This window comes from Ravibacter arvi (assembly GCF_039540405.1).
GTDB classification, from domain to species: Bacteria; Bacteroidota; Bacteroidia; order Cytophagales; family Spirosomataceae; genus Ravibacter; species Ravibacter arvi.
The window spans coordinates 40,500-67,157 of sequence record NZ_BAABEY010000021.1 but is presented as its reverse complement, the minus strand read 5'-3'; the positions used below and the strand labels follow the sequence as shown (position 1 = coordinate 67,157).

Sequence of the window (26,658 nt, the reverse complement as noted above, 5' to 3'; positions counted from 1 at the left end):
CAGGTCCCGGGCTTGGAAGAAATCATGCAAAAAGCGGCGAAGGCACCGATGCCCGCTTTCGTATCGCCCATGCTGGCAACTTTGGTGGATGCCCCGTTCGACAGGCCCGGGTGGGTTTTTGAAGTCAAATGGGACGGGTACCGGGCCATAGCGCATTGCAGCGGCACGGAAGTCGCTTTACAGTCCCGCAATGGTAAATCGTTTGATGAAAGGTTTTACCCGGTTACGTACGCTCTGAAAAATTGGGGAATAAATGCCGTTTTCGACGGCGAAATTGTCACAATAAATGAAAAAGGCATCCCCGGGTTTGCCTTGTTGCAAAACTGGAAGTCGGAGGCGGATGGGCGGCTTTTCTACTATGTTTTTGATGTGCTCTGGCACGACGGCAGGGATTTGACAGCTCTGCCGCTTACCTGGCGCCGCAAAGTTTTAGCGGCTTTGGTGCCGGCGGACGACCCCGTAGTCAGGGTCGGCCATAGCGCCGAATCCGACGGGCTTGCCTTTTTTGATGCTGCGGTCAGGCTGGGTCTGGAAGGGATTGTCGCCAAGCGCTCCGACAGCCGGTATGTGGCCGGGCAGCGTTCTGCCGACTGGCTTAAAATGAAATCAAAGCAGCGGCAAGAGGTTGTAATAGGCGGGTATTTTTTGCTGGATGGTACTTCGCGCCCGTTCAGTTCGCTGCTTTTGGGTGTCTACGAGAACAACAAGTTGCGATATGCCGGAAAAGTAGGTACCGGGTTTGATGAAAAGGAGCAGCAAAAAATGCTCCGGCTTTTTTCTGCTTACGAGCGGAAAACAAGTCCATTTACCGGGCCGGTAGGTAGCCGCAGCAATGTTCCGTATTACGCGGTTCCGGCAAAATCACAAACCGTGTGGCTGGAACCGGAGCTCGTATGCGAAATCTCTTATTCGGAGATAACTACTGAAGGACTCTTCAGGCACCCGGTTTTTATTGCGTTGAGAGAGGACAAAAATGCAGAACAAGTCATGAAAGAAAAAGCACGCAAGGCAGAAGAAGTCTTAAGTACAGCACCCCGGCCCACCGGACGCGCTGCCAAAGAATCCAAACCGGCGACCTTCCCTGAAACTAAGGTCGTAAACGGCATCCGGCTGGAGTTTTCCAACCTTAAAAAGGTGTTATGGCCTGATGACGGTTATACCAAGGGCGATATGCTCATGTACTATTCCACGGTGGCGCGGTACATACTGCCCTACCTGAAGAACAGGCCTCAATCGCTTAACCGGTATCCCAATGGGATCAAAGGGGGAAGTTTCTATCAAAAGGACGTTACCGGGAAAGTACCGGACTGGGTAGAGAAATTTCCCTACAAGACACCCGAGGACAGGAAGCAAAAACATTATATGCTTTGTAATAACGAAGCAGCCCTGCTTTTGATGGCCAACCTCGGCGCGATAGAAATGAATCCCTGGAGCAGTACCATTCAAAAGCCGGATTATCCGACCTGGTGCATATTTGACCTGGACCCGGACGAAGGCAATAGCTTTGACCAGGTTATCGAGGTGGCCGCGGCTATCAATGATTTTCTTACGGATATAAAAATTCCTTCGCGCTGTAAAACCTCCGGTTCGACCGGAATACACATCTACGTTCCGCTGGGCGCCCGGTATACTTACGATCAGTCGCAACTGTTTGCCCGGTGGGTGGCTACGGAGGTAGACAAGCAGTTTACATTTACAAGCGTAGAGCGGATGACCGATAAACGGACCGGCAAGATATACATTGACTTTCTCCAAAATCGTCCCGCTGCGACGCTGGCGGCCCCTTATTCCCTGCGGCCGAAACCCGGCGCGACTGTTTCGATGCCTTTGTATTGGGAGGAAGTAAAGCCCGGCCTTAAAATGACCGATTTTACGATTTCAAATGCGGAAGAACGTGTCAGATCGGAAGGTGACCTTTTTAAGCCGGTATTGGGAAAAGGAATTGATCTGAAAAAGATTCTCAGGCAAATCAGTTAACCCGGTCATTCCGGGAAAGAAGTTTTTTGCGGCCGGCCCTGATAACAGAGCCGCGAATTCGAGAGAAGCGGCGCTGGCTGGCTTTGATTTAAATAAACAATCTCTAGGTTTTGACCTGGTTGAGGATCAGACATGCTGCAGATTGTGTTAAAGGGGTTCGACGGGCTCACCCGCCATCCGGATGGCAGCCTCCGGTAGGCAGCCTTCGACGAGCTCAGGCGCCATCCGGCAGGTAGCCTTCGACGAGCTCAGGCGCCATCCGGCAGGTAGCCTTCGACGAGCTCAGGCGCCATCCGGATGGCAGCCTCCGGATGGCGCCTGAGCCTGTCGAAGGCTTATCTTTGGATACCCATTCAATAGAAGCCATGCGTTCAATTATCAGCCATCTATAAGTTTGTTGTACAGAATTCACGAATACAAATCTATTCGTGAATTCGCGGCCTACACTTACCTGAAAGCCTGTGGCAACAGCCGGTTTACTTCATTGATAATTTTTTCTTCTACATCCTCTTTGAATTTGGATGGTTTTTCATAACCGATCATTGCCGTTTCGGCTTCGTAGCCGCCTTCCTTCAATACCCTAAGCGAGGGAATGTAACAGGGCATGTCATTGGCGTAGGCGTTGATCCAGACCCTGTCTTTCCCGATTTGCTTTTTCAGTCGTAACGAATAGTCAACCACCACTTCTCCTGCCAGGAAAATCATCGCCAGGTCCTTCCCGAAGTTCCAGACCTGTATGGGATATGAAATTTTTTCAGGCATTTCGCTTCGGGCCATTTTACCCAGCATCAGGTTGGAATAGTTGCTGGTCCGTCCGCTTCCGCGCGCGTCTTCGGCCAGTTTCATCGGGTCCGGCATACCGGCAAACTCCAGGTCGACGTTAGACAAAACACCTTTCGGAGCCTCGGTTAGCGATTTCAGCTCTGACGATGCGATCAACCTGCTTACTTCACCGGCAATACTTTTGCCCTGTATCCTGGCATTTTCCAGGTCCATTTCCGGATTTTTGGTGTTCATCCTGGGGTTGGAATTCTGGTCGGCGCCGCACCCTACCGACACCATCGCTATGGCCCCATCAGGCAGGCTCTGCTCGATCTGAAGCTGTGCTTCTCCGACCCAGTCGCCGTGTACGACATTATTGAGCGGACCGAGCGTAACCGCATGACAGGCATAGCTGACCAGTACGGCGCGTATCTTACCGTCAGGGTCGGTAATTTTCAGAAGCGGCATAGCATGGTCAACGGGGCCGTTGGGCTTGATATGCTCCCGCCTGTTAACGGCAAACCCTACCTCGCCCTGCCCCCAGGAGACGCGGGCAGGTGCTATTGTCCTGATAGCCTGCAGCGAAACTTCCTTCAGCTTGGGTACCAGCCCTTGCGAATAGAGAGCCACTTCTGCAAGTTCATCCGGCGATAAGGGTTTGTGAAAATGAGAGACGATGCTCCCGATCTGCGGCCCACTGTGCGTATGGGACGCGCAAATGGTGATGTTCTCCGGCCGGACATTCATCTCCCGCGCCAGTTCCTTGCGTACATGCTCGGTAATCCTGCCCGGGATACCCAGCAGGTCTAACGTGATCAGGAGAGAATACCCGTCCTTTGAATTTCCGAAAGCAAGGGCTTTCCCCCATAGTTTGTGGTGCACGCCCGAAAAAGGAAAATCGCGGTCGGAATAACCGGTAAGCCGGATCGGCCTGACGGGCGTGATTTCTATTTTGGCCACGCCGACTTCGATAAGTTTCGGCTTTTTCATGGCCGGTAACCTATCCAGGCTACCAGCCAGGAGAAAGAGAAAGATGATAAGCTTTTTGTGATTTTTCATTCCAATGATGGTTTACGATTGACCAGGTGTCGCCACGGAGGCAATTGATCTTTGTGAAAATGGTTATGGTTGCTTCAGGAAGGCCAGCAAATCGGCCATCTCCTGTACCGGGATAGCAGTTTCCAGGCCCGCCGGCATAATGGTTACCCCAAGCGCCCGCATCGATTCAATGTCCTGTCTGCTGATTATCTCCGGTGCGCTGCCATAGATACTCAGGGCGATGGTAGTAGGGGTTTCGGTACTGATAATCCCCTGCCTGCTTTCGCCGTTTGTCAGCTTGAGCTCCCAAAGGTCAAAACCGTCGGCTATAGACAGTGACGGGTCCAGGATGTCTGTCAACAGTGATTCGGGCCGCCTGTTCCGGATCGTCCCGAGGTCGGGTCCGAAAGCCGTTCCGTAGTTTCCTCCGATCTGGTGACAGACGGAGCAGTTCCTGGCAAAGACCTGCTGTCCGTTCTCTGCATTGCCTTTCCCGCTTAGCGCGCCGCTGTAGCTTGCGATGGCTTTTTTACGCTCCTCTGTTTTGGACTCGTCTTTGAAGATAACCCTGGCCTTTTTTCTCAGCGTATCGTTTGCAAGCGTCATCAGGTAAATCTGGCGGTAAAAGTCGAGCGAAGAAGGGTCGATTACATTATTTTCGAGTGCTTTTATCAATATCCGCGTACGTTCTTCGCCGGCCAGGAACAGGCCGATGGCAGCGTCGCGGAGTTGAGGAGAAAGCTGCTGCCAATTGTCGGTAAGATAGTCAGCTATTTCAGTGCCGCTCATTTCACCTAACACTTTGAGCGCCGCCTTTTGAAGCCCAACCGGTTCTTTCGGCGTCAGGAGCCGGTAAAACACCGGCCGCAGTGCCTGATCCGGGTTGATCGAAAGGAAGGCGAGCGCATGCAGCCTGTCCTCTGTTTTAGCCGAGGGGTTTTCCAGTATTCCCTTGCTGGCGGCAAGCACTTTTTCGGTAGGCCCGCCTTTGGGCAGCCCGGTTATCCTGAGCAGGTTAAGGCTGGCTTCCTGCACGGCCGGGTAGGGGTGGCCGGAGGCGGCTTTTACCAGGATGTCCCGCGTAGAATTATAGTCTTCATGCCTGAAATCAGTGGCCTTGTTGCGGGCCAATCCCGTCAGGATAGCCGATTGCCATCCCCCGGCATGCCGGTCGCGGGCTCCGATCGCTTCTGCGATCAGCGACCTGATCTGATCGTGGCTGCCTGTTTCACCCGGCATCGAAGTAAGTCTTTCAATGAGACGGTGGCAGGCGTCATCGGTAGACGAATAGCGGCGGATGGCTTCTTTTAGAAGAGATTCATAATCAGGTGCTTTGGCTGAAAGGGCTGCGATTTGCATCCAGGAATCGCGAATGTCCCCGAATAGCAGCTTCATACGGGCTTCTCGTGCTTCAGGGGTATCCAGGGCGCCGAGTGTGCACAAAAGCTGGAACCGGACACGGGGATCGGGGTCTTCCCGCAGGGCCAGGAGCGCCTTGGTGATTTCAGCATGCTCCCCTCCCAGAAGTTCCGACAAGACAATACCGTTTTCCCGGAGTTCCGGAACCCGGCTATCCAGCAGTGCGGCTACTGTAGCGGGGGTAAGCGCATTGAGCCCTTCGAGTGTCCAGGCGGCGTGTAATTGTCCCAGCGGCTGACTGTTTTCGGTCGCCAGGGCAGCGAGTTGATCAACCACTGAACGCTCCTGCCGATCTACCAGCAACCGCTGCGCATTTTTTCTGTACCAGACGTTTTTATGGCTCAAATACCTGACCAACTCTTCATTGCCGGATTTTTCCAATTGAAGTCCCTTTGTCCATTCCGGACCGGGTGTTCCGACGGGGGTTATCCGGTAAATGCGTCCTTTGTCTTTGCCGTCATACAGCGCGCCTGATTTCACGATGTCATCTGCCATCCACTCCGGGTGCTCGATATAACGCCGGTGGTAGTCCACCACATAGAGCGCACCGTCAGGCCCGATATAATGGTTGACCGGCCGGAACCAGGCGTCTCTGCTGGCGAGAAATTCTTTTTTCTCCAGGAGCCGCCCGGCTTTAAAGCTCGCTCCGTCGCCTTTGAGCGTGGCGGCATGGACGAGGTTGCTGACAGGTTCGGCAACAAAAGCCACGTGGTCAAACTGTTCCGGAAACAGGCCGCCGCCATACAAGTTGATTCCGCAGGCGGAAGTAAAAACGCCGACATCGGTAAAAATCTGGTGCTCCGCATTTTCGGTAATGGGGTAGACATCCGCAGGCATTCCATACCCCGACAATGTGTGCGTGGCGTTGGCGACCGCCAGATGCGGGTTCCGGGCCAGGTACCGCGCCTGTATTACCTCATGGTAGAGATGATTGGTGTTATTGCCGAAGAATTGCCGGCCCCAGACATCCTGTGCGTTGCTGTACTGGGTGGCGCTGGAGAGCATTTCCAGCTGGTGCCGGTCCGGCCTGAAACGTACGCTCCGACCGTTTGCATTAGGGGGCAGGACGGCGCTTCCGGCCGCACCGGGAAACCGTATTTCCGTCCCGGTATCGCCGAATTCATCCATATAGAGCTTGGATGCCGTGGCCGGTTCGTTGGCTACATAAATCCAGTTGTCCAGCCCGTATTTAGGCGTACTTACTTTGTGCTGCGGGTTAGAAAGAGCAAACCCGGTCAAAAGCGTATCCTTTACGTCGGCACGACCGTCGCCGTCGGTATCTTCAAAATAGAACACGTGCGGCGCATCGGTTACGAGGATCCCTTTTTTCCAGCGCATTACGCCATTGGGAAGTACCAGCTTATCGGTAAAGACCACTGATTTGTCCATCACCCCGTCGCCGTCCTCGTCGCTCAGCAGTTTCACGCTCCCGGAGCCGCTCTTGTCGAGCGGATAGCCATGCATCTCTATCACGTACATTCTTCCGGACTCATCGATTTCCATCGCCACCGGGTCGGCGATGAGGGGCTCGTGGGCCACTACTTCTATCTGGAAGCCCTCCATTAGTTCAAAAGAACGGAGGGCCTCTTCCCGGTTGAAGGGAGCTGCCGGTTGGTCGCGGCACGATGCGAGCAGGAGCAGTGCGGTGAGACAACCGGCAGCGGTAACAGGGTTAAGGGTTCGTTGTGACATAGTCAGGTTATTCATTAAACTTAATCAACATCCCACCAGAGGGGTGTATACATGCTGTCTTTTCCGTTGAGGTATTTGTTCACCGCTTCTGCGACGGCATCCTGGCTGGAGTTGGTAATGGACGTGGGGTACGGAATACGCCTGATGAATCCGCCTTCCGGAATGTCTCCATTGCTGAAGTTCTGTACGACCGGCCAAAGTCTGGGATACCCGGTACGGCGGAATTCCGACCAGGCCTCCTGGCCTTCGGGGAAGAGGGCGATCCATTTTTGGGTGATAATCCGCTCCAGGTTTTTTTCGGTCGTCGCCGCGGCATCCCATTTCACGGTGATGGAAGAAAGCGCTTTTGCATTATTTTTCGGGTTTACAGGATCTACATAATCCAGGGGTAGCCGGGTATTGTTGCTGAGGTAAGCGTCTGCATTTCCAGTACCATAGGCGGTAAAAGAGGCCTGTACACCCTTTTCATAGAAGTCTTTGGCATTTCCGCCCATGTTCCAGCCGAGAAGGGCGCCTTCGGCCCGGAGGAAGAAACTCTCGGCGACATCCATGACTTTGACATAGGGGTTGCCATTGAAATTAACCTGTGAATATTGGAAAAAATTGCCTTTCTCGAAAGAAGCGCCGGATCTGACGCCTTTGAATTTCCCTTTGAAAGCATCGTGCGTGGCCGGCTTTGCCAGCTTGGGCAGGCGGGGGTCTTCAAAACCGGCCATATATGATTCCAGCGATGCGCCGAACCGCGTTTCCTGCCACGCCTCCGTGATGGTTTCGAGGGGGTGAACCGTCCCTGTGCTCATTTCGAACGACTTGTCTGCCGCATCCAGCACTCCCGATTGTACGGCGGCTTCCGCTTCCTGCCTGGCTTTCGACGGGTTTACCTTCGAGATCCGCATGGCCAGTCTCAGGCGCAGTGTGTTGGCCACTTTTACCCAGGCAGCATAGTCCCCGCCATAGCGGGAACGGTCAAATTTTGCGTACCTGATCTTATCGGCATTCGGATTCGCGGTCTCGGCTTCCTTCAGTCTTTCAACCACTTCTTTCAATTCTGTAAAGAAAAGGTCATAGGCCGATTCGACCGAGTCAAAGGTGACATTACTGGAAACTCCGTAAGTAGAATAAGGGATGGGGCCGAAAGTGTCGGCCAGGCGGTGAGCCGCAAAAACCTTAAAGAGCGTGGCCATTGCAAACAGGTCGGGGTATTTCTTGTCGAACTCCCTTTTTTTCATGGACACCCATTGATCCATCACCTTGGTGGAAGGAACGAGCCAGATCTGGTTGTTCCAACTGTCGATCATTGCATACGTATGGTTGTTGCGGTTGTCGGCGTAGGGCGTAGGGAGGTTCATGTAACCGGCATAGCTGTCGGCGTTGAGGTTAAGCTGCATTTCATAACGCCAGGTTTCCATTACGTCGATAATGCCGAGCTGCATACCCGGGAGCTGGAAGCCGCCTTCGTTGGCGTCAATCATAAGGAGCTCGTCTGTAATGAGTTTTTTATCTGCATTGAGATCTTTCAGATCGTCGGTGCAGGCGTTTATCAACAGGCAGATTGCGGTCGCGATAAATAGGTTTATTTTCTTTTTCATGTTGGTTAGGCTTGGGCGTTTAGCTTTCAGATTGGGCCGGTCGGGCTGCTATCGCCGGTTTTTGTCAGCCAGTGTGGTTCTCAGGCTGAATCCGAACGACCGGGTGGAAGGCAGCACAAAGTTGGCGTGCCCCTCGTTCCCGGGTGAGCTGCCCACCCCTATCTCAGGGTCAAACGGTGCTTTTTTGTAAAGGAACAGCAGGTTCCTGGCAATGAATGACAGCGTCAGGTTGCTGAATACCTTGCTGTTTTTTAGCAGGTTGTACCCAACCGAAAGTTCCCTGAGCCTGACATTGGTAGCGCTGAAGAAGTATTCCGAAGCAGCCGGTGTCTGCCCGGCCCCGGTTTGGTTCAGATAGTAGCTTTTGGCATCTACCATTTTCCCGTTCACTTCTACTCCGCCTTTGTCGCGCGCCTCTCCGGTTCTTTCCGAAAGGCCTTTATAATCAAGCCACATTTCAGTACGGTTGAAAATCGCCCCACCCCAGCGACTGTCTACCAGGAGAGAAAGGTGCAGATCTTTGTAGGCGAATGCGTTGTTCAGTCCGGCGATGAGCCACGGATTGGCATTGCCGAGATAAAAGTCCGGATTGGGTGAAATCTGGGGCATTCCTTCGTTGTTGAGCTTGTATGCTCCTGATTCATCTCGCAGGTAGGTTCTCCCGTACATATCGCCGAATTGTCCGTACTTGCCGTCCTTGGGGCGCATCAGGCGCACGCCCACCTGGCCGCCATGACTGTGAAAGCTCAGAGAGAAAAAGTCGGAATCAAGCTGGTCGCTCAATTCGAGGATCCGGTTTTTATTATGGGAGAATGTCAGCGAAGGCGTCCATTTTACTTTCCCGATCGACGTGCTGTAGGTGACCAAACCTTCAATGCCCCTGTTGTCGATTACCCCGCCGTTTATCCAGAAATTAGCTGCTCCGGCCCCGGCCGGCGCCTGTATCTGGAATACCTGGTCGAAGGTCCTGGCATTGTAGTAAGTCAGGCTCACATTGAGTTTGTTATTGAAGAACCTCAGGTCGGTACCAAATTCGAAAGACCGGGTTCGCTCGGGTTTCAGCTGGATGGTATCGGCGCCGTTGAAATAGGGGAGAGTCCCCCTGCCGACGATGTTGCCGGCGTTGTCGAGGGCGTAAGGCGGCCGGAGGTTGTCAATCCCGAAAGGCAGGCTGTTACCTACTTCCGAATAGGATCCCCGGATTTTGGCGTAGGACAGGGGACCGTAACCCGATTCGGTCAGGATATAACTGAGCCCCGCCGAAGGGTAAAAAAACGGAATGGATACGGTAGAAGTCCATTCATTACGTGCTGTTACGTCAAGAAACAATCTTTCCCTGTAACCCAGAGTCGCATTTCCAAAAACAGCCCTGGAGACGGTTTTCTGCAGGTACTCCGACTTATTGTACAACCCGTTCAGGGCGTATACGGAGAAAAAATTGGGAAAGGACAATGAAGTGGGTACCGTGCTTGATAATCCTACCCCGGCGCTGGTACCCTCCCGGTTACTTACACCGATGGTTCCGGCAATGGTAAAGTTTTCATTGATGGATTTGTCAGCCAGCAGAAGCAGGTCGGTAAATAGCCCGGTAGAGCGCGAGTCGCTAATGCCGTACCCGCCGTTCGGTCCTTCAATAGTCCCCTGGGTAGACGCATAGTTTCTTTTTTCCCAATGCCCTGTTCCATAGTCATAAGTGGCGCGCGCCTGCAGGCTTATCCCGTCGGCGATTTTGTAGCGGGCCAGGAAAGATGCAATTGTTTTGTTGCTGAAATCATCGGTCTGGTTCCTGCGCTGCACCCAGTACGGGTTTTGGCTGGGAAAGGTTTCGTTGCGGATGTAAGGCCAGTTCTGCACATTCACCTGCCGCACGGGGTCCCAGACTTCGAAGTTGTTCCCGCTGTACCTGGACCAGTCGTCGTCGATCGGGAAGGAATATACGCCGGTGAGGGAGCTGTATCCTCCGATGGCATTCTGATTAAAGATTTTCCGCTTCACATAGTTGACCGAACCGTCGACGGACAGCCGGTTGTTGAGGTATTGCGAAGAAACCTTGAGCGTAAAATTATGCTGTGAAAATTTGTTTTCCGGGAGAATCCCGCTGGCAGACGAGTTGGAATAGGACAGGTAAGTCTGGGTGGTTTCGTTGCCGCTGCTAAAAGAGATCGAATTGATTTTACTGGTTCCGGTTTTGAAAAATTCGCGGATATGCCGGTCGCTGCCGTTGGTGACTTTCTCTCCCCAACTGTCGTTATATTGGGGGTCGGTACGCCCGTAGGTAGTTTGAAGCCGTGGCAGGTCAATTGCCTTTTCAAAGGTGAAAGCAGACGAGAAATCTATCTTAGAGCTACCTTTCTGCCCTTTTTTTGTGGTAATGAGGACTACGCCGTTGGCAGCCTGGCTGCCGTAAAGCGCTGCTGCGGAAGCGCCCGGCAATACCTGGATACTCTCGACGTCGTCGGGGTTGAACTCTATTGAAGCCGGCACGCCGTCGATCACATAAAGGGGTGAACTGCTTCCTGTAAAGGATTTATTGCCGCGGATCAGCACGCGAGACGGGCTGCCGGGGCCCATGGTACCGCGGGTAATAATCGCACCGGCCACCTTCCCGGCCAGGGTATTGACATAGTTGAGGTCCTTTACTTCCGAAAGCTCGTTGCCCTTTATCTTTTGTGTACTATAGGTCAGGCTTTTGGTTTCCCGCGTAATGCCAAGTGCGGTAACGACCACTTCTTCCAGCGCTTTGGTGTCGGGGTGCAGGGTAATTTCAAATGCTGTCCTGTTCCCTACCTGGATTTCCTGCGTGATATAACCGACGAACGAAAAGACAAGCACGGATTGTTCATCGGGAACTTCGATTGAAAAATTGCCGTCGCCGTCGGAGATCAACCCCTGCTGGGTGCCCTTGACAAGAATGCTGACACCGGGTAATCCTTCGCCTTTTTCATCGGTCAGCTTTCCTTTCACGGGAATGCCGGCCGCCGCCTCGGTGTATTTCTCCGGTCGCGACATGGCAGCCGACGAGTTGCTTTCTTTCGAGGGCGAGAGTACAATCACTTTATCGCGACGGATTTCGTAGGAGATGTTTTTCCCTTTCAGGATCTGGTGAAGCACCTGGCCCAGGTCTTCGTCCTTGAAATCGACCGTGATTTTTTCTTTGTCATCCAAAAGTTCGTTGCTGTAGAAAACGGTGAGGCCGGTTTTTTTCTTGATAGCCTGGAATACTTTCTGGATGCTGATGTCTTTCGCCGACAGGCTCACTTTTCGTTGCTCCTGGAGCGCAATCGAGTTAAATCCGCATAAGAGGAGCCAACCAAGCAGGAAAATGCCCGGAAGCCGGACACGGCGCGCGGTGTAGTAATAATTCATGGGCGGTTAAAGTTTAGTGTCATACCTTTTTTGGTACAACTACAACCTGCATCGCCAAAAGGGTGAATGCTTCAGGAAATTTTTTTCCCGGTTTTATTTGCGGCTGAGCGTGAGCAGTTGATCGTTCAGGTCGTAGGTGATGTTGGAAGTTGCCCGGAGATCTTCAAGAAACTCGTTGAGATGCCCTTTTTCCAACAGGCCGGAAACGCGGTATTGTTCTAAATTCCCGGGTTTGAAAGCAACCTTTACGCCGAACCACCTGGAGATGACACCGCTTAGCTCGTCCAGTCGGGCCTGGTTGAAATAGTGCACCCCGTCTCTCCATGAAAGCACTTCCCCGGCTTCAAAAGGCCTGGTCGAAAAGCCATTGGTATCCTCGTAAGCAGCTTCCATTCCCGGGGTTAACAGCACAGGCCCGAAAGCATTCGCGGTCACCGAGACGCTGCCTTCCACAAGAGAAGTGCGTACACGGCCCTTGTCGTAGGTATTGACGTTGAAGCGGGTGCCGGTGACGCGAATATCCTGGAGTTCGGTCCGGACGATAAACGGTTTGCCGGTATCCTGCTCCACTTCGAAGTAAGCCTCGCCTTTCAGAAGAACTTCCCGTTTGTCGCCGTTGAAATAAAAAGGGAACCGGAGTTCAGAATCCGAATTGAGGAAGACACGGCTGCCGTCGGAAAGAACGACGGCATAATTTTCTTTCACGGGAACAAAAAGCGTATTGAGTTGTTCCGGGCTGTCAGGCCCACCCTGGTAGACCAGGTCTTTCCCGCTATTTTTGATCCGTACATTGCCTATGGTGAATTCACCCGGCTGATTTTTATCGATGAGAACGGTTTTCCCGTTGCCGGTGGTTAGGGCGACCGAATTTGCAGGCAGTGGTTCGCCTGTTTTATAAGCGTAGGTCGAGAATGCGGGATTTGGAAAAAGCAGGCTGTGTTGCCAGTAGTAATAAGCCAGGCTCAGCGCGACGATGAAAGCTGCGGCGGCAATCCAGCGCGGCGGCGCCAGGAAATAGGGCCGGCGTACCCGCTTTCCAGGCCTTTTTTTCCATTTGTTGAGTGCATTTTCAGGATCAATCCGGGCCAGTACCGAATCCGCGTCCAGGTTTTCATTTTCTCTTTCAAGTTCGTTCCAGATGTCGCGGGCTTCACTGTTTTCCTCCAGTAAAACCCGCAGGTACAAAGCGTCGTCATCGCTGATTGTGCCTGTAAGTTTTTCCAGGTAAAGCTGCCTGATATGGTCGTATGGTTGGTTCATTTCTAACAAACTAAATGGATTTGACTGAAACCGGCTAACGTGGGCTTAGTTTTTCACGCAGGTTCCTTATGCCGATTTTGAGATGCGTTTTGAGGGTATTCAGGCTAACCCCCATTTCATCAGCCGCCTCCTGGTATTTTTTCTCTTCAAAAAAAACGCGTTGCAAGGCCTCTTTTCGCTGAGGCGTGAGATCGTCCAGTGCATTCCGGAGCCGGCTCAGGCTGAGTTCCGTGTTTTCTGCCTCCTCCTGGCTATCGGGTGTCTCCCGGCTAATGAATGCAAATCTCCGTTGTTCGAGCGCCTGCTTTCTGTGGAAGTTGATGCAGCGGTTCTGAACGGCGCGGTAAAGGTAGCCTTTGATATCGCCTTCCAGCTTCATGTACAGCTTTTTATCCCACAGCTCAAATAAGAATTCCTGTACAATGTCTTTTGCCTCCTGTTCATCTTTCAGGTGGAAGTAAGCATTGGCAATCAGTAGTTTATAGTATTTAAGGAAAAGGACGTCAAAAGCTTTTTCATCACCGCTTTTGAGTTCTTTCAGCAGAACAGAGTCCGGGTTTTTATACATTCTTCCAACTGAAAATGGCAATCGCCTAGATGAATGAAACGAAGTGGCGTATCGAGGTAAAAGGTCAGATGTAGAGAGAAAGGTAAGGGCCGGTCGTTTTTACTATGTATGCCCGAACAAATCCCGTCGGTTTTGTGCGGACCCTATGGCTTTTTTGGTAAATTGTAGGAAAAAAATCTTTCTCATAACTCGCTTACGATGAAGAAAATACTGCTTTTGCTTCTATTGGCGCAGCTCCTTGCCTGCATTGGTGTAACTGCGCAAACCCGGAAGGTAGGAGGCCCTTGCGAAGGCTGTGAAGCAATCCACGAATGTCCTGTTCCGTTCGAAGAGCTCAAAGCATTTGTAACCATGCCCGATGCTACCTGGGAGAACCGCAAGCCTCTGGCTATTAATGGTATCGTATACGAAGCTGACGGAAAAACCCCCGCACCAGGAGTCGTAATTTATCTTTACCACACCGACCAGGACGGATTCTACACACCGGGGCCTGGCGCAAAAGGTTGGGAGAAGCGGCACGGGCGGATACGGTCCTGGGTGCGGACCAACGAAAAAGGTGAGTATAAGTTCGTGACGCTTCGGCCGGCCCCGTATCCTGATCGTTCCGAACCGGCCCATATCCACATTACAGTGAAGGCACCCGGTGTGTCCGAATATTACCTGGATGACTACGTATTCGACGACGATCCGTTGGTAACTCCCAAATACCGGAAAAAGTCGGTAAACCGTGGTGGAAGCGGCATTATCAGTCTCAAAGACGTCGGGAACATGTACAAAGGCGAACGCAATCTGTACCTGGGGCGTAATATTCCGGGGTATTAGGAGGTGGAGGTCGGAAATCGGAGATCGGAAATCGGCCCGTTTGCTCCGGAGGTATCCGATTTCCGACTTCCGACTTCCGACTTCCGATTTCCGATTTCCGATCTTCCCAATGGCCGGAAATGCCGCTTTAAGGGTAATCAGGTGAGCAAAATAAATTAATAACCGAGTACAGATAGGCTTGAAGTATAAGGCAGGCGGTTTGCCAGGCCCTCATACCTCACCCCTTACACCTCACCCCCCTTACCAAATGAAACTAAAAACAGTTGCGGCGTTGGTCATTTGCGCTTTCCTGTCGGCGTGTAATAGCCGGCCGGAAGCGCGGGAAGAAGTGAAAGAAGCAGAATCAACGGTTCCGGACTGGGGGCCTGAAAAGTGGAAAGAAGTACCTGAAAACCCGCTTATTGATCCTGCGGGTTTTGGCTTGCCGGAACTCGTAATAGGTGATCCTCAAATCCTGACGCCCGGTGAATTCGATGATCAATGGCATGCGTTTTACCATGGGTTTTCCCACGATGAAAAGGGCTGGCATACCTGGTTTTTCCGGTCTGTCTCAAAAGACGGGCTTGCCTGGAAGGAAGTATTCCGGGAAGAAGGGGAGGTGGGTATCCAGTACATTTTTTCGGACGGTGATCGGTGGATCCAGTATTATGCGGCTACCACCGCGGCAACGGGCGACAAGGAACTTAAGAAAAAGTACGGCACCATCATCCGCGCCCGAACAACGACCGATTTTGTGAATTGGTCCGAACCGGTTGACCTTATCAAACCCGACCTTCCCCTGGAACGGGAAGGATCCGGCGTGGAGGCCCGCAACCCCTGCGTAATCCGCCTGCCGAACGGACGGTACCGGATGTATTATAGCGCCGGTATGGTTTTCCTGAATGATGCGGGATACGGTGAGCCGAAATATATCTTCTGTGCTGAATCGGATAATCCGCTGGGACCTTTCACCAAGCGGGAGGAACCGGTTTTGATGCCCGATCCGAAATTGCCTTTCCGGAACTATGGCTGCGGAGGTTTTAAAGCTTTCGGCTACAAAGACGGTTACGTGGCTTTCTACAACCCCATTTATATTGACAAAGAGCAAAAATCCCGCTCCGAAATCCGGATGCTGACCAGCGCTGACGGGCTGGTTTGGAAAGAAGCGGAAGCCAACCCGATTGTGAAACCCGAACCCTCCGTTCCCTGGCGCTCCGCCATCATCTACCAACTCGATGTAGTGCCGTGGAACGACGCTTTGTGGATGTTTTTCAACGCCCGCGAAGGCTGGCGCGGTGGCGCAGAACGTATCGGCGCCCTGCGTATGAACCTGGACGGCAGCACGCCCCTGGTGAAGCTGCAGGAGCCGTTTAGGAAGAGGTGAGGGGGGAGGTGTGAGGTATGAGGTTTGAGGTTTTGCCTCACGCCCTACACCTCACACCTCACCCCTAGTAAATTCCCACTCGTTTTTGCTTTTCCAGGGATAACCTTGACGCATATGAACGCAAATCCGGCAGGAATTTATAAATTCAGAAAACCAGGCGGGGCTGTGGCCCGGATATGGCCGGTCCTTTTTTTCGTTTTGTTGGGCGCCTGCTACCATAAAAAGCAACCGGCTTCAGAAGGTATTATGACCAGGGGCATTGTCCTGGACGTGAACGACCTGAGTACGGTTGACTGGCCGAAGCGGGCCAAAGAGGCCGGCATTAATACCATCGCCACCCATGTTACCCCCAGCCAGGTTAAAAGTTTTATACAGTCAGAAAAGGGCCGGACATTTCTGAGTGAATGCGAAAAGTATGGGATATGGGTGGAGCATGAGCTTCATGCCATGGCCGATCTGCTCCCGCGGGAGTTGTTTTCAGAAGATTCAACTATGTTCCGGATGAACGAAAAAGGCGTTCGCGTAGGGGATTTTAACCTGTGCGTACACTCAGGAAAGGCCCTGGATATCGTATGCCGGAATGTGGTGGACTATGCAAAGGTGCTGCGCTCCACCTCAGGACGCTACTTTTACTGGATCGACGACGGGCAGCCCATGTGCAAATGCCCGGATTGCGGCAAGTTTTCAGACAGTGAACAGGCCCTTATCCTGGAGAACCGTATGGTGGAGGCGCTTAGAAAAGAAGTTGATCCCAAAGCTACCCTGGCGCACCTTGCTTACATCAACACGCTCGATCCGCCGCGGAAGATAAAGCCGGCGGCGGGGGTCTTCCTGGAATTTGCGCCCATCCACCGGACCTGGGAAAAATCTATCAGTGATACTGCTGCCCGGCAGCCCGCTCAAATCAGCCACGGGGATTACCTCCGGCTTCTTGACGCCAACCTGGAGGTTTTCCCGGCAGAGACGGCGCAGGTACTAGAATACTGGCTGGACGTTTCACTGTTCAGTCATTGGAAAAAGCCAGCCGTTCAGCTACCCTGGAACCGGGATGTTTTTTTGCAGGACCTCGACGCGTACGGGAAACGGGGAATCAGGAATTTTTCCAGCTTTGCAGTCTACATGGATAGCGCCTATGTAAGGAAATATCCTGATGTTTCATTTCTCAAGGCATACGGCGATGGCTTTGCAGCTTTTGAGCATCGCCCTAACCCGACTTCTTCCAGGCCATGATACGTTGTGCCATTCGTCTATTCAACCCGCTTGCCGCACTTTTTGTATGTGTCGCCATTGTACCCGTCGCGGCATTTCAGGGACCTTTCAACCCGGAAAGTATCCTGTCGGGTACCGCGCCGCTGACCTTTGAGGGGGATCTTTCATCGAAGCTGCTGGAGGAAGCGCATGCCGACATCGAACGGAGAATTGCGGAGGCACCGGCAAAGCGGGCGCAATTCTGGAACCGGGACTTTTCAGGCGCTGCCGCCTATAATGCCTCCATAGCGCCCAACCGGGAGCGCCTGAGGCGTTACCTTGGCGTAGAGGACAGGAGCCGACCAGCGGTCAACTACAACCAGGGATTGCCTGATAAGTACCCGCAAGTAGGTATGGAAATTTTTTCAACCGCCAATGAGCCGGCGCTCGTCGCTGAAACTGAAAAATATGAGGTCTACCAGGTGAGATGGCCGGTTTTGGAGCGGGTCTCGGGCGAAGGATTACTGATTCGTCCCAAGGGAAAACCGGTAGCTAATGTGGTGGTTGTGCCCGATGCTGATCAGACACCGGAGCAGATGATTGGCCTGGCGCCGGGAATAGCTCTTTCCTCTCAAATAGCGAGAAAGCTTGCTGAAAATGGGATACAGGTGCTGATACCCACACTTATTGACCGGGGACTTCTTTTTCCGGGCCAGGCAAAACAGCAGTCAAGGCGTGAATGGCTCTATCGACAGGCATTTCATATGGGAAAACACCTGATCGGATATGAGGTTCAGAAAGTGATGGCGGCCATTGACTGGTTTGAAAAAGCCTACTCGAACGATGTGAAAGTGGGCGTGGCGGGCTACCTGGAAGGCGGACTGATTGCCCTATATACCGCCGCTCTTGATACGCGCGTCGATGCCACCCTGGTGAGTGGGTACTTCCAATCGCGGCAAAACATATGGCGGGAGCCTATTTACCGTAATGTATGGGGGATCCTGGAGGAATTCGGTGATGCGGAAATAGCTTCTATGGTCGCCCCGCGCGCGCTGGCGATCGAGTACAGCAGCATTCCCGAAATCTGGGACGGTTCCCGGGCAGACTCGCTTATGGTTTACCGCCATACCGGGTTCAAAGGAAAACTCCAAACGCCGGTTCCGGCAGAAGTACAGCAGGAATACCAAAGGCTGAACACCCTGGTAAAGTCGGGTTTTCAAAAAAGGAAACTGTTTACCGGTGATAAAGGCAACCCTGTTGCGTTCGGTTCGGATGCAGCGGTTTCCGGGTTTGCAGGCTGGGTCGGCGCCTCCAGGTGGAAGTCAGGGAACGACGGGGCGCCTGCGGAGAAAAGAAGCTCGTTTGACCCGGCCGAAAGACAGTTCCGCCAGGCAAAAGAAATTGACGAACATGTGCAAAACCTGTTAAGGATCTCTGACTACCAGCGAAATGAATTCTTTCTCTACCAGGCGGTACCTGATCTGAAAAAACGAACCTGGAGCACCAAAACATATCATCCGTACCTTTCGCCAGATGGGTTCGCAGAAAAAGGCAATTCATTCAGGCAAATATTTGCTAATGATATTATCGGGAGATTTCCGGATAAACTGACCGATCCCGCACCCAGGTCCCGGAAAGTGTATGACATGGCGCGCTGGACCGGTCATGAGGTTTTGCTGAACGTTTTCGGTGATTTTTCGGCAGCCGGTGTTATTTTGATCCCAAAAGACCTGAAGGAAGATGAGAAAAGGCCGGTAGTGGTCACCCAGCATGGGCGGAACGGTGTTCCGGGGGATGTGATAGCCGGAAACACAAGCTATAACAATATAGCCGGCCTTCTGGCTGACCAGGGGTTTATCGTATTTGTGCCTTACGGATTGTATAGGGGAGAAGACAGGTATCGCTGGTTGTGCAGAAAGGCGAACACCGTCCGGAAAACTTTGTTTTCATATGCTTTAGCCCAGCATGAACAAATCCTGAACTGGCTGAATACGCTCCCGCAGGTAGACGGCAAAAGAATTGCATTTTACGGCAAAAGTTATGGGGGGGAAATGGCGATGCGAATACCTTCCATCCTGGAAGGCTACAGTCTCTCCGTGTGTTCCGGTGACTTCGGAGACTGGAGCAGAAAAGTAGCGGATACCAGGTTCGGCTACGGTTTTATGAACTCAATGGAATGGGAGATGCCCTATTTTAACATGGGGAGTACCTTTAGCTACGCCGAAATGGCCTACCTGATATTTCCCCGGCCTTTTATGGTGGAACGCGGGAGACAGGACCTGGTGCAGCCCGACGAATGGGTGGCGTATGAATATGAGAAAGTCCGCTACCTGTATGACGTGTTCGGGCAGAAGGATAAAACGGATATAGAATTCTTTAACGGTGGCCATGCTTCAAAAAACGACGGTGTCTTTCGTTTTCTTCGCAAGCATTTGAATTGGCCGTAATTACTTGCCGGATAAGGCCCACTTCAGGAAATCAGGCATGACCTTACGCCAGGTAGCCGGGTTGTGTTCCCCGTTCTCGACTTCCAGATACCGCACATCACGGTTCCATTGAAAACCCTTGCGTTCAAGCTCGGCGATACAATCCAGCGTGTCACTGACCGAATCAATTACCCCGTCGCCGTCCCGGTCAGAGGTCTCGTCGGCGGTGCCTGTTTGGAACCAGAGCTCCAGGTCGGGCTTCCGGGCCGTTTCCCGGATGGTTTCATGCATGATCCGGTCGGAGTCGTCATAATCCGGACTGAAGGCTTTGGAGCGCCACCAGAGAGAACCGGAAAAAACACCCGCCTTCGCAAATTGCTCCGGGTGGTTCCAGGCGATATCAAGTGCCATTAAGCCGCCCAGGGAGAAACCGGCAATCGTTCTGCGGGTTTTGCTGGTCCGGAAGTTGGTTTGCAGATAGGGCAGGAGCTCTTCCAGGACGAAAGCCGTATACCTGGCTGCACGGCTGCCGCGGCCCATATAGTCCGGCCGGCGGGCCGTTCCATATTCGTAAATCCGGTCTTCGTTCGCATGTATGCCGACGATAATCGCCGGTGAAATTGCCTTTTCAAGCAACAGGTCTTCTATTGTTTCTGCAAGCCGAAGCGCTTCAAAATCCTGGCCGTCCTGGAAAATCAGCAGTGGGAAAGATGGCGCGCTGTTGTAATGTCTGCCGGGGTGTATCACGCTGACAGTCACTGTTCTTTGCAGGTTTTTAGACGGCACGTGGAGTCGCTGACCGGATATCGTCGTGTAAAGAGGAGATTGGGTAAAATCGTTCACCGGCTGCTTTCGGTTGGTTGCACCCCAAATTTAATATGAAAATGTGGAGGGCTTGCAATCCGGCTTTTGTTTTGAGAGGATGCGTGCATTTAAACGCATCCTCCGTGCAGGCACCTGGCTTAATTTTCCTCAATCTGGCCAAGCAGCGATTTGGCACGCAGAAGGAGGTCTTTCAGTCGTTTATCGGAATTCCTGTTTTTGCCCTCGCAACAGTTGATGATGAATTTCCGGAACCATTCCAGCAATAACTTGATTTCATCACGCAGTTCGGGCCTGCCGTGGGATAACTTCGAGAGCAGCGACTCCAGTTGCGCATACATTTTTTTTGCTTCATCACAGCTGTGCCCCGGTTCATTTTCATGTCCGCCGCCGGGCGTTCCATCTCCGGCTTTGAAAATGAGGCCGGTCAGGTACCGGTACCGTGTGACTTTTGCACCCAGAGGTGTTGTGGCGAAAGCCGTAACCGCGATGTGGTAAACACCGGGCTGATAGGTATCGTCGAAGCTTCCCCGGTAATGATCTGCATTGGGGTCCAGCCGGATAATTTTTGTGACGCCGTCGGGCCTTGTGACATGCGCTTCTACCGGCAGGGTAAGCCCGACGGGCTGCCCGTACAGGGTGGGTTCTATAATAACAGACATAGCAGAACCCGGCGCGTAGTCGCTTTGGGCTACAAAGCCGCGAAGCCTCAGGTCGCTCCGGGCTTTGGTCATTACTGCATAGTAGAAATTTTTGCCGTAGCCTTGCGAGGAAGCCAGTCTGTATTCTGATTTCCGGTTGGCCAGCCAGACCCTCCAGCGCCCGATATGTCCCTCAGGTTTATCCGGGAAGGCCGGGAATTGACAGCGGAAATAGACATGTCCGTCGCCGGATATGAACTGGAAGTTGGGGAAGGTGGTACCTGCGTCACCCGGCCGGATGAGCGCTCCGTTCGGGGCCTCAAGCCAGATTTCCACATGGGGGTAGCTGGTCATCTTCCTGTAAACGACTACAAAATCTACGGCTACGTCTACTTCGCCGATATACACATCCGTGGCCTGCTCCGTGCCCGGGTATAAAATCAGAGTGGGGTCTTGTACGAATGCCTCGTCTGCCACGTCGGTCAGAATTTGTACATACAGTTTTTGCAGCAGGAATTCCCGGTCGCCTGCGAGTTCGCCAGTTATCTGGGCCAGGCCGTTATTTACAGAGGCGAGTTGAACGAGCTGGTCTTCCAATTGGTTGAGCCCGAGCCCAACAGCGAAAATGCGCTGCCGCGGGGACTTTGCGCTTACTGCTGCGCTCGCTGCCGGGATATCGGGGCTGGTATTCTGGATACCGTCCGTGAGCACAACCACAGCTCTCGCCGTTGCAACGGCGCTGTCCAGAACCGCGCTGCCCAGTAGGGTGCCGCCACCGATGGAAGTATTACCACCCGGGTTCAGGTTGGTAGTGGTAAGTACATTCCGGGCTGCGGTGCGGCCGCTTCCAGAGACAGGGTCGCCGGCTACCACCAGTGACTGGAGTACATCGCCAGGGTTGGCGGCCTGGTGGTTGAACCGGACAATACCGATGCGGTCATTGTCTTTCAGAAGCGAAACATACAGGTTGGCAGCCTGTATGGCAAGGTCCATTTTTGAAGCTCCCGGTACGCCGGTAGGTTCGCTCATGCTGCCCGACCGGTCAATGACGAGCACCGAGTCAACCGGCGGTGGATCAACTGCTGTTGCGGAGAGGTTGAGCGTTACTGAGGAAGTGACCGGGTCGTCAGGGGTGGTGACGGTAACCGGTCCTGAAAAGCCAGGTCCGCCGGTGGCGGGAGAGGCAAACGCAACGTAAACGCGTCGCGAGGTGAAGGCCTCTGTCGCCAGGGGGGCGGGGAGTATAAAATTCAGGGAGGTCCCGGGGGCATAATCGAAGCCTGCCGGTGGTGGACTGAGCTGCACCTGCAATTGAGAAGAGCAGGTATTGCGAAGGTTTCGTACTTCGAACCAGCGGTACATGGTGAGCCGTCGCGCGACGTCGCCGAAATTGAGCTGCGTGGTACCGTCGGCGGTCTGGACCTGCATGGTAGCCATGGGTGTACAGACCAATGCGGTCAGTGCAATCCCGAGAGCGGCGGCGTTGCTGGTGATTAGCAGGTCGCCGTTGCGAACGCCTGTGGTGAAAGCCGGCCCGAAGGTAACCGAAATGGTTTGCGCCTGCCCGGCATTGAGCGTTCCGACAGCGGCGGGAGATACCGTAAAGTTGGGACTGGAGCTGGTGAGGGAAATACCGGTCACGGGCTCAGTTCCTACGTTGCTGATCTGGAAAGTGAGCGTCAGCGTAGAGCCTGCGCCGATACTCCCGAAATCCAGGCTGGTTGCAGAGGCCGCGAGTGCAGGAGTAGACCCGAAAAACGTGCGCAGGCGATTTTGTATGGCGCCGGCGCATACCTTACAAAATGGCTGTGAAGAATTCCGCATTTTACACGTATAGGTGGGCCGGAACAATCCGCAATGGTAGTAGCCGGCTCCTTCGTACAAGCCAATCTCTGTGTCGGTGGGGCGTACATTGGCCCTTTCGTCGCAGGTTGAGCAATCGGGGTTTTCCATCGTAGGAACCGGCGTCAGCGGCCCCACAAGAGGTGCCCACTTCAAACCTGCCAGGTTTCTGTGGGCGGTGATATTCGGTTCTGCGGGCTCGCCGCCCGGGGCGTTGTCACGGTCGGTTTCGCCGCTGGTGCATCCTGCCCAGGTACTGTATTCGTCGGCCAGGTCAAATGCCGCGTGGCCCAGTTCGTGCATGACCACATCGAGCCAGTCGTTGCTGAGGGCGGTCGCGAAGACGTTCCCATTGGCGCAGCCGCCTCGAATGGAGTTGTTGACCAGTACTGCTGCCGCGTGCCATTGCGGCAGCTGTGCATTCAGCGTGGACCTCACCAGGTTCCAGTCGCAGGCCAGGCATCGCCTTATCCCGGAAGAGCAATAACTGGCATCAAAATACGTGTCTGCGGTAGTGGCCGTTGCCGTAGAACTGTCCGGGCAGGTGGCCGGATTATCGGCCCCGTTGTCATCCGAACGTACATTTAACCGGTGAATATTGATTGCGCCCAGCAGGCCCGCCCCGAACCAGGGTTCGGTTTGAAAAGCATTGACTATATCGTTGCAACGGTTGTTGAAATCAACCTGTGCCGCTACCGAATTCCCCTGGAATCCTTCTGCGACAATCACGATGTTGAAGCGTTGGTTATCGGGACCGTTGTCCAATATTTTGGTTAGTCCCAGTATTTCTCCGTCTGAAGCTCCCATGGTATTGTTTATTTAATGGTGTGGATGATGGGCTATTTCCTGCCGAGTTTCAACACCGTGCGGCCGGTGTGTGCGGTTGCATGGTGTTCGTGCGTATTTTTTCCCGCCGTGTTGTCCACCACGTGAAGCTGCGAGATTTCTGCGACCCCGGGTATCAGAATTTCGAGCGTGAGGTCATGTGGTGGATGGTCCAACCGGTACATATATCCTTTTTCGCTGAATTGTTCCATTCCCAGAAAGGGGTTGGTGATGACCTGCCTGTAATAAATATTACCGTCATTGTCGTAGGCTTCGATCCAGAAACCCCGGCTGTTTTCCCCGTCGGGGAGTTGCGATGGGGCCGGGAGCGTCATATCATTGACCACGACCTGGCCCTCAACCGTCCACTTTTTGCCGTTCCAGCGTATGGTTACGCGCCGGACCGGACCCGGATAGCGGACCTCCATCCATTTGGGGGCGATGTTTTCTTTCATAAGTTTTTGTTTGGATTTGACCTGAATGGTGCGTTGAAGAAAATGAGATTCTGAGGACGATCCGTTCTGCTGCGTTAAGTGAAGTAAATTTGAGTCGTTAAGGATTGTAAATCAACAGGTTGTTATTGAACGGTGGATGTATTGATTAAACGGGATAGGGGGTGGGGAGGATAAGGATGATAGCCGGGAAAACCTTTGCAAAGCGCTTGGTTATCAGGTCGTCACACGATAAGTCTGCCTAAAAAACGGGTATTTTCTTCCATAATATCGCTTTTACCGAGTAATCCCTTCCACGAGGGAAGAGTTGCGGGGCGGAAAACCTCGATTTACACACGTTAATTAAGGCATGACCTCGACGGAAGAAAAAAGCTATGCGGCGCACGCGCGCTGGTTTGAAAAATGTTTCCCCGATCAGAATACCCAGGACGATACCATTCGACGCTGGATCGAGGACAAGGAAGGCGGGTATATCAATTATTGGATTCATCAGCAGATGTTCGGGCTTGCCGATCCGCTTTGCGAAGATCTGGCAAAGACCTGGCTGACTGTGGGGGACGGTTATGGTACCGATGCGAGCTACTTTTTTGAAAAGGGGATGGAGGTGACCGCAACCGATATTTCCGGTACATTCTTACCGGTAGCACGCAGCTTTCGTCTTATTGATAAGTTCTCTGTTGAAAACGTCGAAAAGTTGTCGTTTCAAAATGACAGTTTCGATTACGTTTTTTGCAAAGAGTCTTATCATCATTTTCCGCGTCCCCAAATGGGCGTATACGAAATGCTTCGGGTTGCCCGCGAGGGGATAGTCATCATTGAGCCGCAGGACCCGATCTCCAAAATGCCCCTTTTGCTGGGGCTCCGGAACCTGGCGGATCGTTTTGATACCGGTATGCTCAGGCGGCTCTGGAAAAACCAGTATTCTTTTGAAGAGGTCGGGAATTATGTATCGAAGCTATCTTTCCGTGAAATGGAAAAGCTTGCCAATGGCATCGGCCTGCCTGCAATGGCGGTCAAAGGGGTTAATTGCAATTTCTATACTCCGGCCGTAATAGGGAGCAAAGCAGATAACAGCTCGCCGGTTTTCCGGAAAATAAAACGCAGGAAACGCATGCTGGACTTGTTGTCGTCATGGTCGCTCATACCGGAACAGGTGCTCTGTGTAATGATTTTTAAGAAGAATCCGGCTGAAGCGGTACGGCAACGGCTCAAAAAGGCGGGTTTTCGCTTTTATGATTTCCCCGCCAACCCTTACCTCGTTCGATAACCTTACTCCTTCGGAACCGCAATTTCAATATGGTGAATGCTGACTTCCGGCATTTCAACTTTACGACCCCAGCCGCATTCTATTGCCCTCATTTTACCTGTACGCGAAAATTCAATCTGTACAGGGATGCGAAATAAACCGTCCCGGCTTCCCGCGGATTCAATAATGGGATTGATTTTTTTCATGGAATCCTCGCTGGGCGCAGTAGGTCCTGTTTCCTCGCCGGTGTGCTGCTCAAAATGCCAGGAGCACCCGTCTATAGCGAGTTCGTTGACGAGGTAGGCGTTAGCGGTTTTGACGGCAATTTTGTGGTTTGAACAACCTGCGGACAGTCCCAGAATTGTTATGCCTAACAGTAAAAATTTCATCGGTATCAAAGAGTTTGGGCGCCGGGACTTGCCGGACCGCCGTACGATAAGTGCCGGGGCCGGCTGCTTCTGCGGCCTGGTTATCAAAAAAAAATGGTGATCTCCTTGTTGATCAGAATTTTATTCTAAATTAACGAGAGTTTTTCTGCATAAAAATAGTTGGAATCAGATCAGGTATTATAAAACTGCTGACTAATTGAATAGCAAACGTCGTGTCACCGAGGAAAACGACCGGTTTCTGCAACTGTGGCTTTTGTCACAGCAGGGAGACAATACTGCTTTTCGAAGCCTGGCGGATGGTCTTTATCGTACCCTCTTCAACTACGCCTTCAATTTTACCAGTGATCGCGAGTTTATTAAAGATACCATCCAGGAGCTGTTCATCACAATATGGGCTAAAAAACACCGCATTCATATGGAGGTGGTTGTGCTATATTTCCTGAAATCGCTACGCAATCAGCTCTGGCAGCATTTCCGGCGCCGCGGCAGCTCCGTCCATTTTTACGATATCAGTGAATACGCCGAACTGGAGGAAGAGGAAGGCAACATAGAGGAGATCATCGTAGCCGATGAGGTGTGGGCCGAAAATGAGCACAGGCTGCAGGCCGCCCTGAGGGAACTTCCCAAACGTCAGAAAGAGGTGGTCTTCCTCAAATATTATGAAGGCATGGACAACGACCGTATTGCACAGATTATGCAGGTCAACAAACAGTCGGTTGCCAACCTGCTTTTTAAGGCCATGCAGGTATTAAGAAGCCAGATGGCGGCCAGGGTTTGAAAAATGCGGAAAAGTTTTCCTATCTTTACGAATAACATCGCACGGGGTGCCTGAACTGCTACAAACAGTGATGTGCTGAGATAATACCCGTATAACCTGATCCGGATAATACCGGCGTAGGAATGCTGCCACTTAGCGTGACTTGTCACCTGTTTGTCTCGTTGCATACGCCTGTACTGGCGGTTCAATGAAT

Annotated in this window: 18 protein-coding genes and 1 riboswitch; of the genes, 7 read left to right on the top strand and 11 right to left on the bottom strand. The window is 52.7% G+C overall.

The features are described 5' to 3' along the window. Positions 1 to 24 precede the first annotated feature (24 nt). The gene (gene ligD, locus ABD852_RS11515) at positions 25 to 1,977 is read left to right on the top strand and encodes a DNA ligase D (RefSeq protein ID WP_345028811.1); all 1,953 of its coding nucleotides are present in this window, start codon (positions 25 to 27) and stop codon (positions 1,975 to 1,977) included. Positions 1,978 to 2,191: 214 nt separating this feature from the next. Here ligD and ABD852_RS11510 read toward each other — a convergent pair whose 3' ends face one another. From ABD852_RS11510 to ABD852_RS11480, 7 genes are all read right to left on the bottom strand, one after another. Then, complete coding sequence (locus tag ABD852_RS11510; RefSeq protein WP_345028810.1) at positions 2,192 to 2,344, bottom strand: hypothetical protein; 153 nt, start codon at positions 2,342 to 2,344, stop codon at positions 2,192 to 2,194. An 80-nt stretch (positions 2,345 to 2,424) separates the two neighbouring features. After that, complete coding sequence (locus ABD852_RS11505) at positions 2,425 to 3,798, bottom strand: neutral/alkaline non-lysosomal ceramidase N-terminal domain-containing protein (RefSeq protein ID WP_345028809.1); 1,374 nt, start codon at positions 3,796 to 3,798, stop codon at positions 2,425 to 2,427. Positions 3,799 to 3,861: 63 nt separating this feature from the next. Beyond that, positions 3,862 to 6,888, bottom strand: a complete 3,027-nt coding sequence (locus ABD852_RS11500; protein ID WP_345028808.1) for a PVC-type heme-binding CxxCH protein — start codon at positions 6,886 to 6,888, stop codon at positions 3,862 to 3,864. A 20-nt stretch (positions 6,889 to 6,908) separates the two neighbouring features. Further along, positions 6,909 to 8,477 (bottom strand): SusD/RagB family nutrient-binding outer membrane lipoprotein, encoded by a 1,569-nt coding sequence (locus ABD852_RS11495; RefSeq protein ID WP_345028807.1) that lies wholly within the window; start codon positions 8,475 to 8,477, stop codon positions 6,909 to 6,911. 48 nt (positions 8,478 to 8,525) lie between these two features. Continuing rightward, a complete protein-coding gene (locus tag ABD852_RS11490) occupies positions 8,526 to 11,843 on the bottom strand; it encodes a SusC/RagA family TonB-linked outer membrane protein (RefSeq protein ID WP_345028806.1) in 3,318 nt (1,105 codons plus the stop codon). A gap of 93 nt (positions 11,844 to 11,936) precedes the next feature. Beyond that, positions 11,937 to 13,103: a FecR family protein gene (locus ABD852_RS11485; RefSeq protein ID WP_345028804.1), complete on the bottom strand. Its 1,167-nt coding sequence runs from the start codon at positions 13,101 to 13,103 to the stop codon at positions 11,937 to 11,939. Positions 13,104 to 13,137: 34 nt separating this feature from the next. Next, positions 13,138 to 13,671 (bottom strand): RNA polymerase sigma factor, encoded by a 534-nt coding sequence (locus ABD852_RS11480; RefSeq protein WP_345028803.1) that lies wholly within the window; start codon positions 13,669 to 13,671, stop codon positions 13,138 to 13,140. Positions 13,672 to 13,869: 198 nt separating this feature from the next. Here ABD852_RS11480 and ABD852_RS11475 point away from each other — a divergent pair, with 198 nt between their 5' ends. The 4 genes from ABD852_RS11475 to ABD852_RS11460 all read left to right on the top strand — a co-directional run bounded on the left by ABD852_RS11475 (position 13,870) and on the right by ABD852_RS11460 (position 19,491). After that, positions 13,870 to 14,493, top strand: coding sequence for a dioxygenase family protein (locus ABD852_RS11475; RefSeq protein ID WP_345028802.1), 624 nt, complete (start codon positions 13,870 to 13,872; stop codon positions 14,491 to 14,493). Between the two features lie 247 nt (positions 14,494 to 14,740). Next, positions 14,741 to 15,856 carry a glycoside hydrolase family protein gene (locus ABD852_RS11470; RefSeq protein ID WP_345028801.1) on the top strand — a complete coding sequence of 372 codons (1,116 nt, stop codon included), beginning with the start codon at positions 14,741 to 14,743 and terminating at the stop codon, positions 15,854 to 15,856. 114 nt (positions 15,857 to 15,970) lie between these two features. Beyond that, positions 15,971 to 17,086: a DUF4838 domain-containing protein gene (locus ABD852_RS11465; protein WP_345028800.1), complete on the top strand. Its 1,116-nt coding sequence runs from the start codon at positions 15,971 to 15,973 to the stop codon at positions 17,084 to 17,086. Then, positions 17,083 to 19,491, top strand: coding sequence for an alpha/beta hydrolase family protein (locus tag ABD852_RS11460; protein ID WP_345028799.1), 2,409 nt, complete (start codon positions 17,083 to 17,085; stop codon positions 19,489 to 19,491). Before ABD852_RS11465 ends, ABD852_RS11460 begins: the two co-directional genes overlap by 4 nt. Here ABD852_RS11460 and ABD852_RS11455 read toward each other — a convergent pair whose 3' ends face one another. The 3 genes from ABD852_RS11455 to ABD852_RS11445 all read right to left on the bottom strand — a co-directional run bounded on the left by ABD852_RS11455 (position 19,492) and on the right by ABD852_RS11445 (position 24,055). Then, positions 19,492 to 20,313, bottom strand: a complete 822-nt coding sequence (locus tag ABD852_RS11455; protein WP_345028798.1) for an alpha/beta hydrolase — start codon at positions 20,311 to 20,313, stop codon at positions 19,492 to 19,494. It lies immediately after the preceding gene. Positions 20,314 to 20,432: 119 nt separating this feature from the next. Next, complete coding sequence (locus ABD852_RS11450) at positions 20,433 to 23,582, bottom strand: M64 family metallopeptidase (RefSeq protein WP_345028796.1); 3,150 nt, start codon at positions 23,580 to 23,582, stop codon at positions 20,433 to 20,435. Positions 23,583 to 23,614: 32 nt separating this feature from the next. Then, positions 23,615 to 24,055, bottom strand: coding sequence for a hypothetical protein (locus tag ABD852_RS11445; protein WP_345028795.1), 441 nt, complete (start codon positions 24,053 to 24,055; stop codon positions 23,615 to 23,617). Positions 24,056 to 24,401: 346 nt separating this feature from the next. On the opposite strand from ABD852_RS11445, the gene ABD852_RS11440 reads away from it, so the two are divergent. Next, complete coding sequence (locus ABD852_RS11440) at positions 24,402 to 25,319, top strand: class I SAM-dependent methyltransferase (RefSeq protein ID WP_345028794.1); 918 nt, start codon at positions 24,402 to 24,404, stop codon at positions 25,317 to 25,319. Between the two features lie 2 nt (positions 25,320 to 25,321). On the opposite strand, the gene ABD852_RS11435 is transcribed toward ABD852_RS11440, so the two are convergent. After that, positions 25,322 to 25,687, bottom strand: coding sequence for a hypothetical protein (locus ABD852_RS11435; RefSeq protein ID WP_345028793.1), 366 nt, complete (start codon positions 25,685 to 25,687; stop codon positions 25,322 to 25,324). Positions 25,688 to 25,883: 196 nt separating this feature from the next. Here ABD852_RS11435 and ABD852_RS11430 point away from each other — a divergent pair, with 196 nt between their 5' ends. Then, positions 25,884 to 26,465: an RNA polymerase sigma factor gene (locus ABD852_RS11430; protein ID WP_345028792.1), complete on the top strand. Its 582-nt coding sequence runs from the start codon at positions 25,884 to 25,886 to the stop codon at positions 26,463 to 26,465. A gap of 32 nt (positions 26,466 to 26,497) precedes the next feature. Next, positions 26,498 to 26,605: riboswitch (TPP riboswitch) on the top strand. Positions 26,606 to 26,658: the final 53 nt, after the last annotated feature.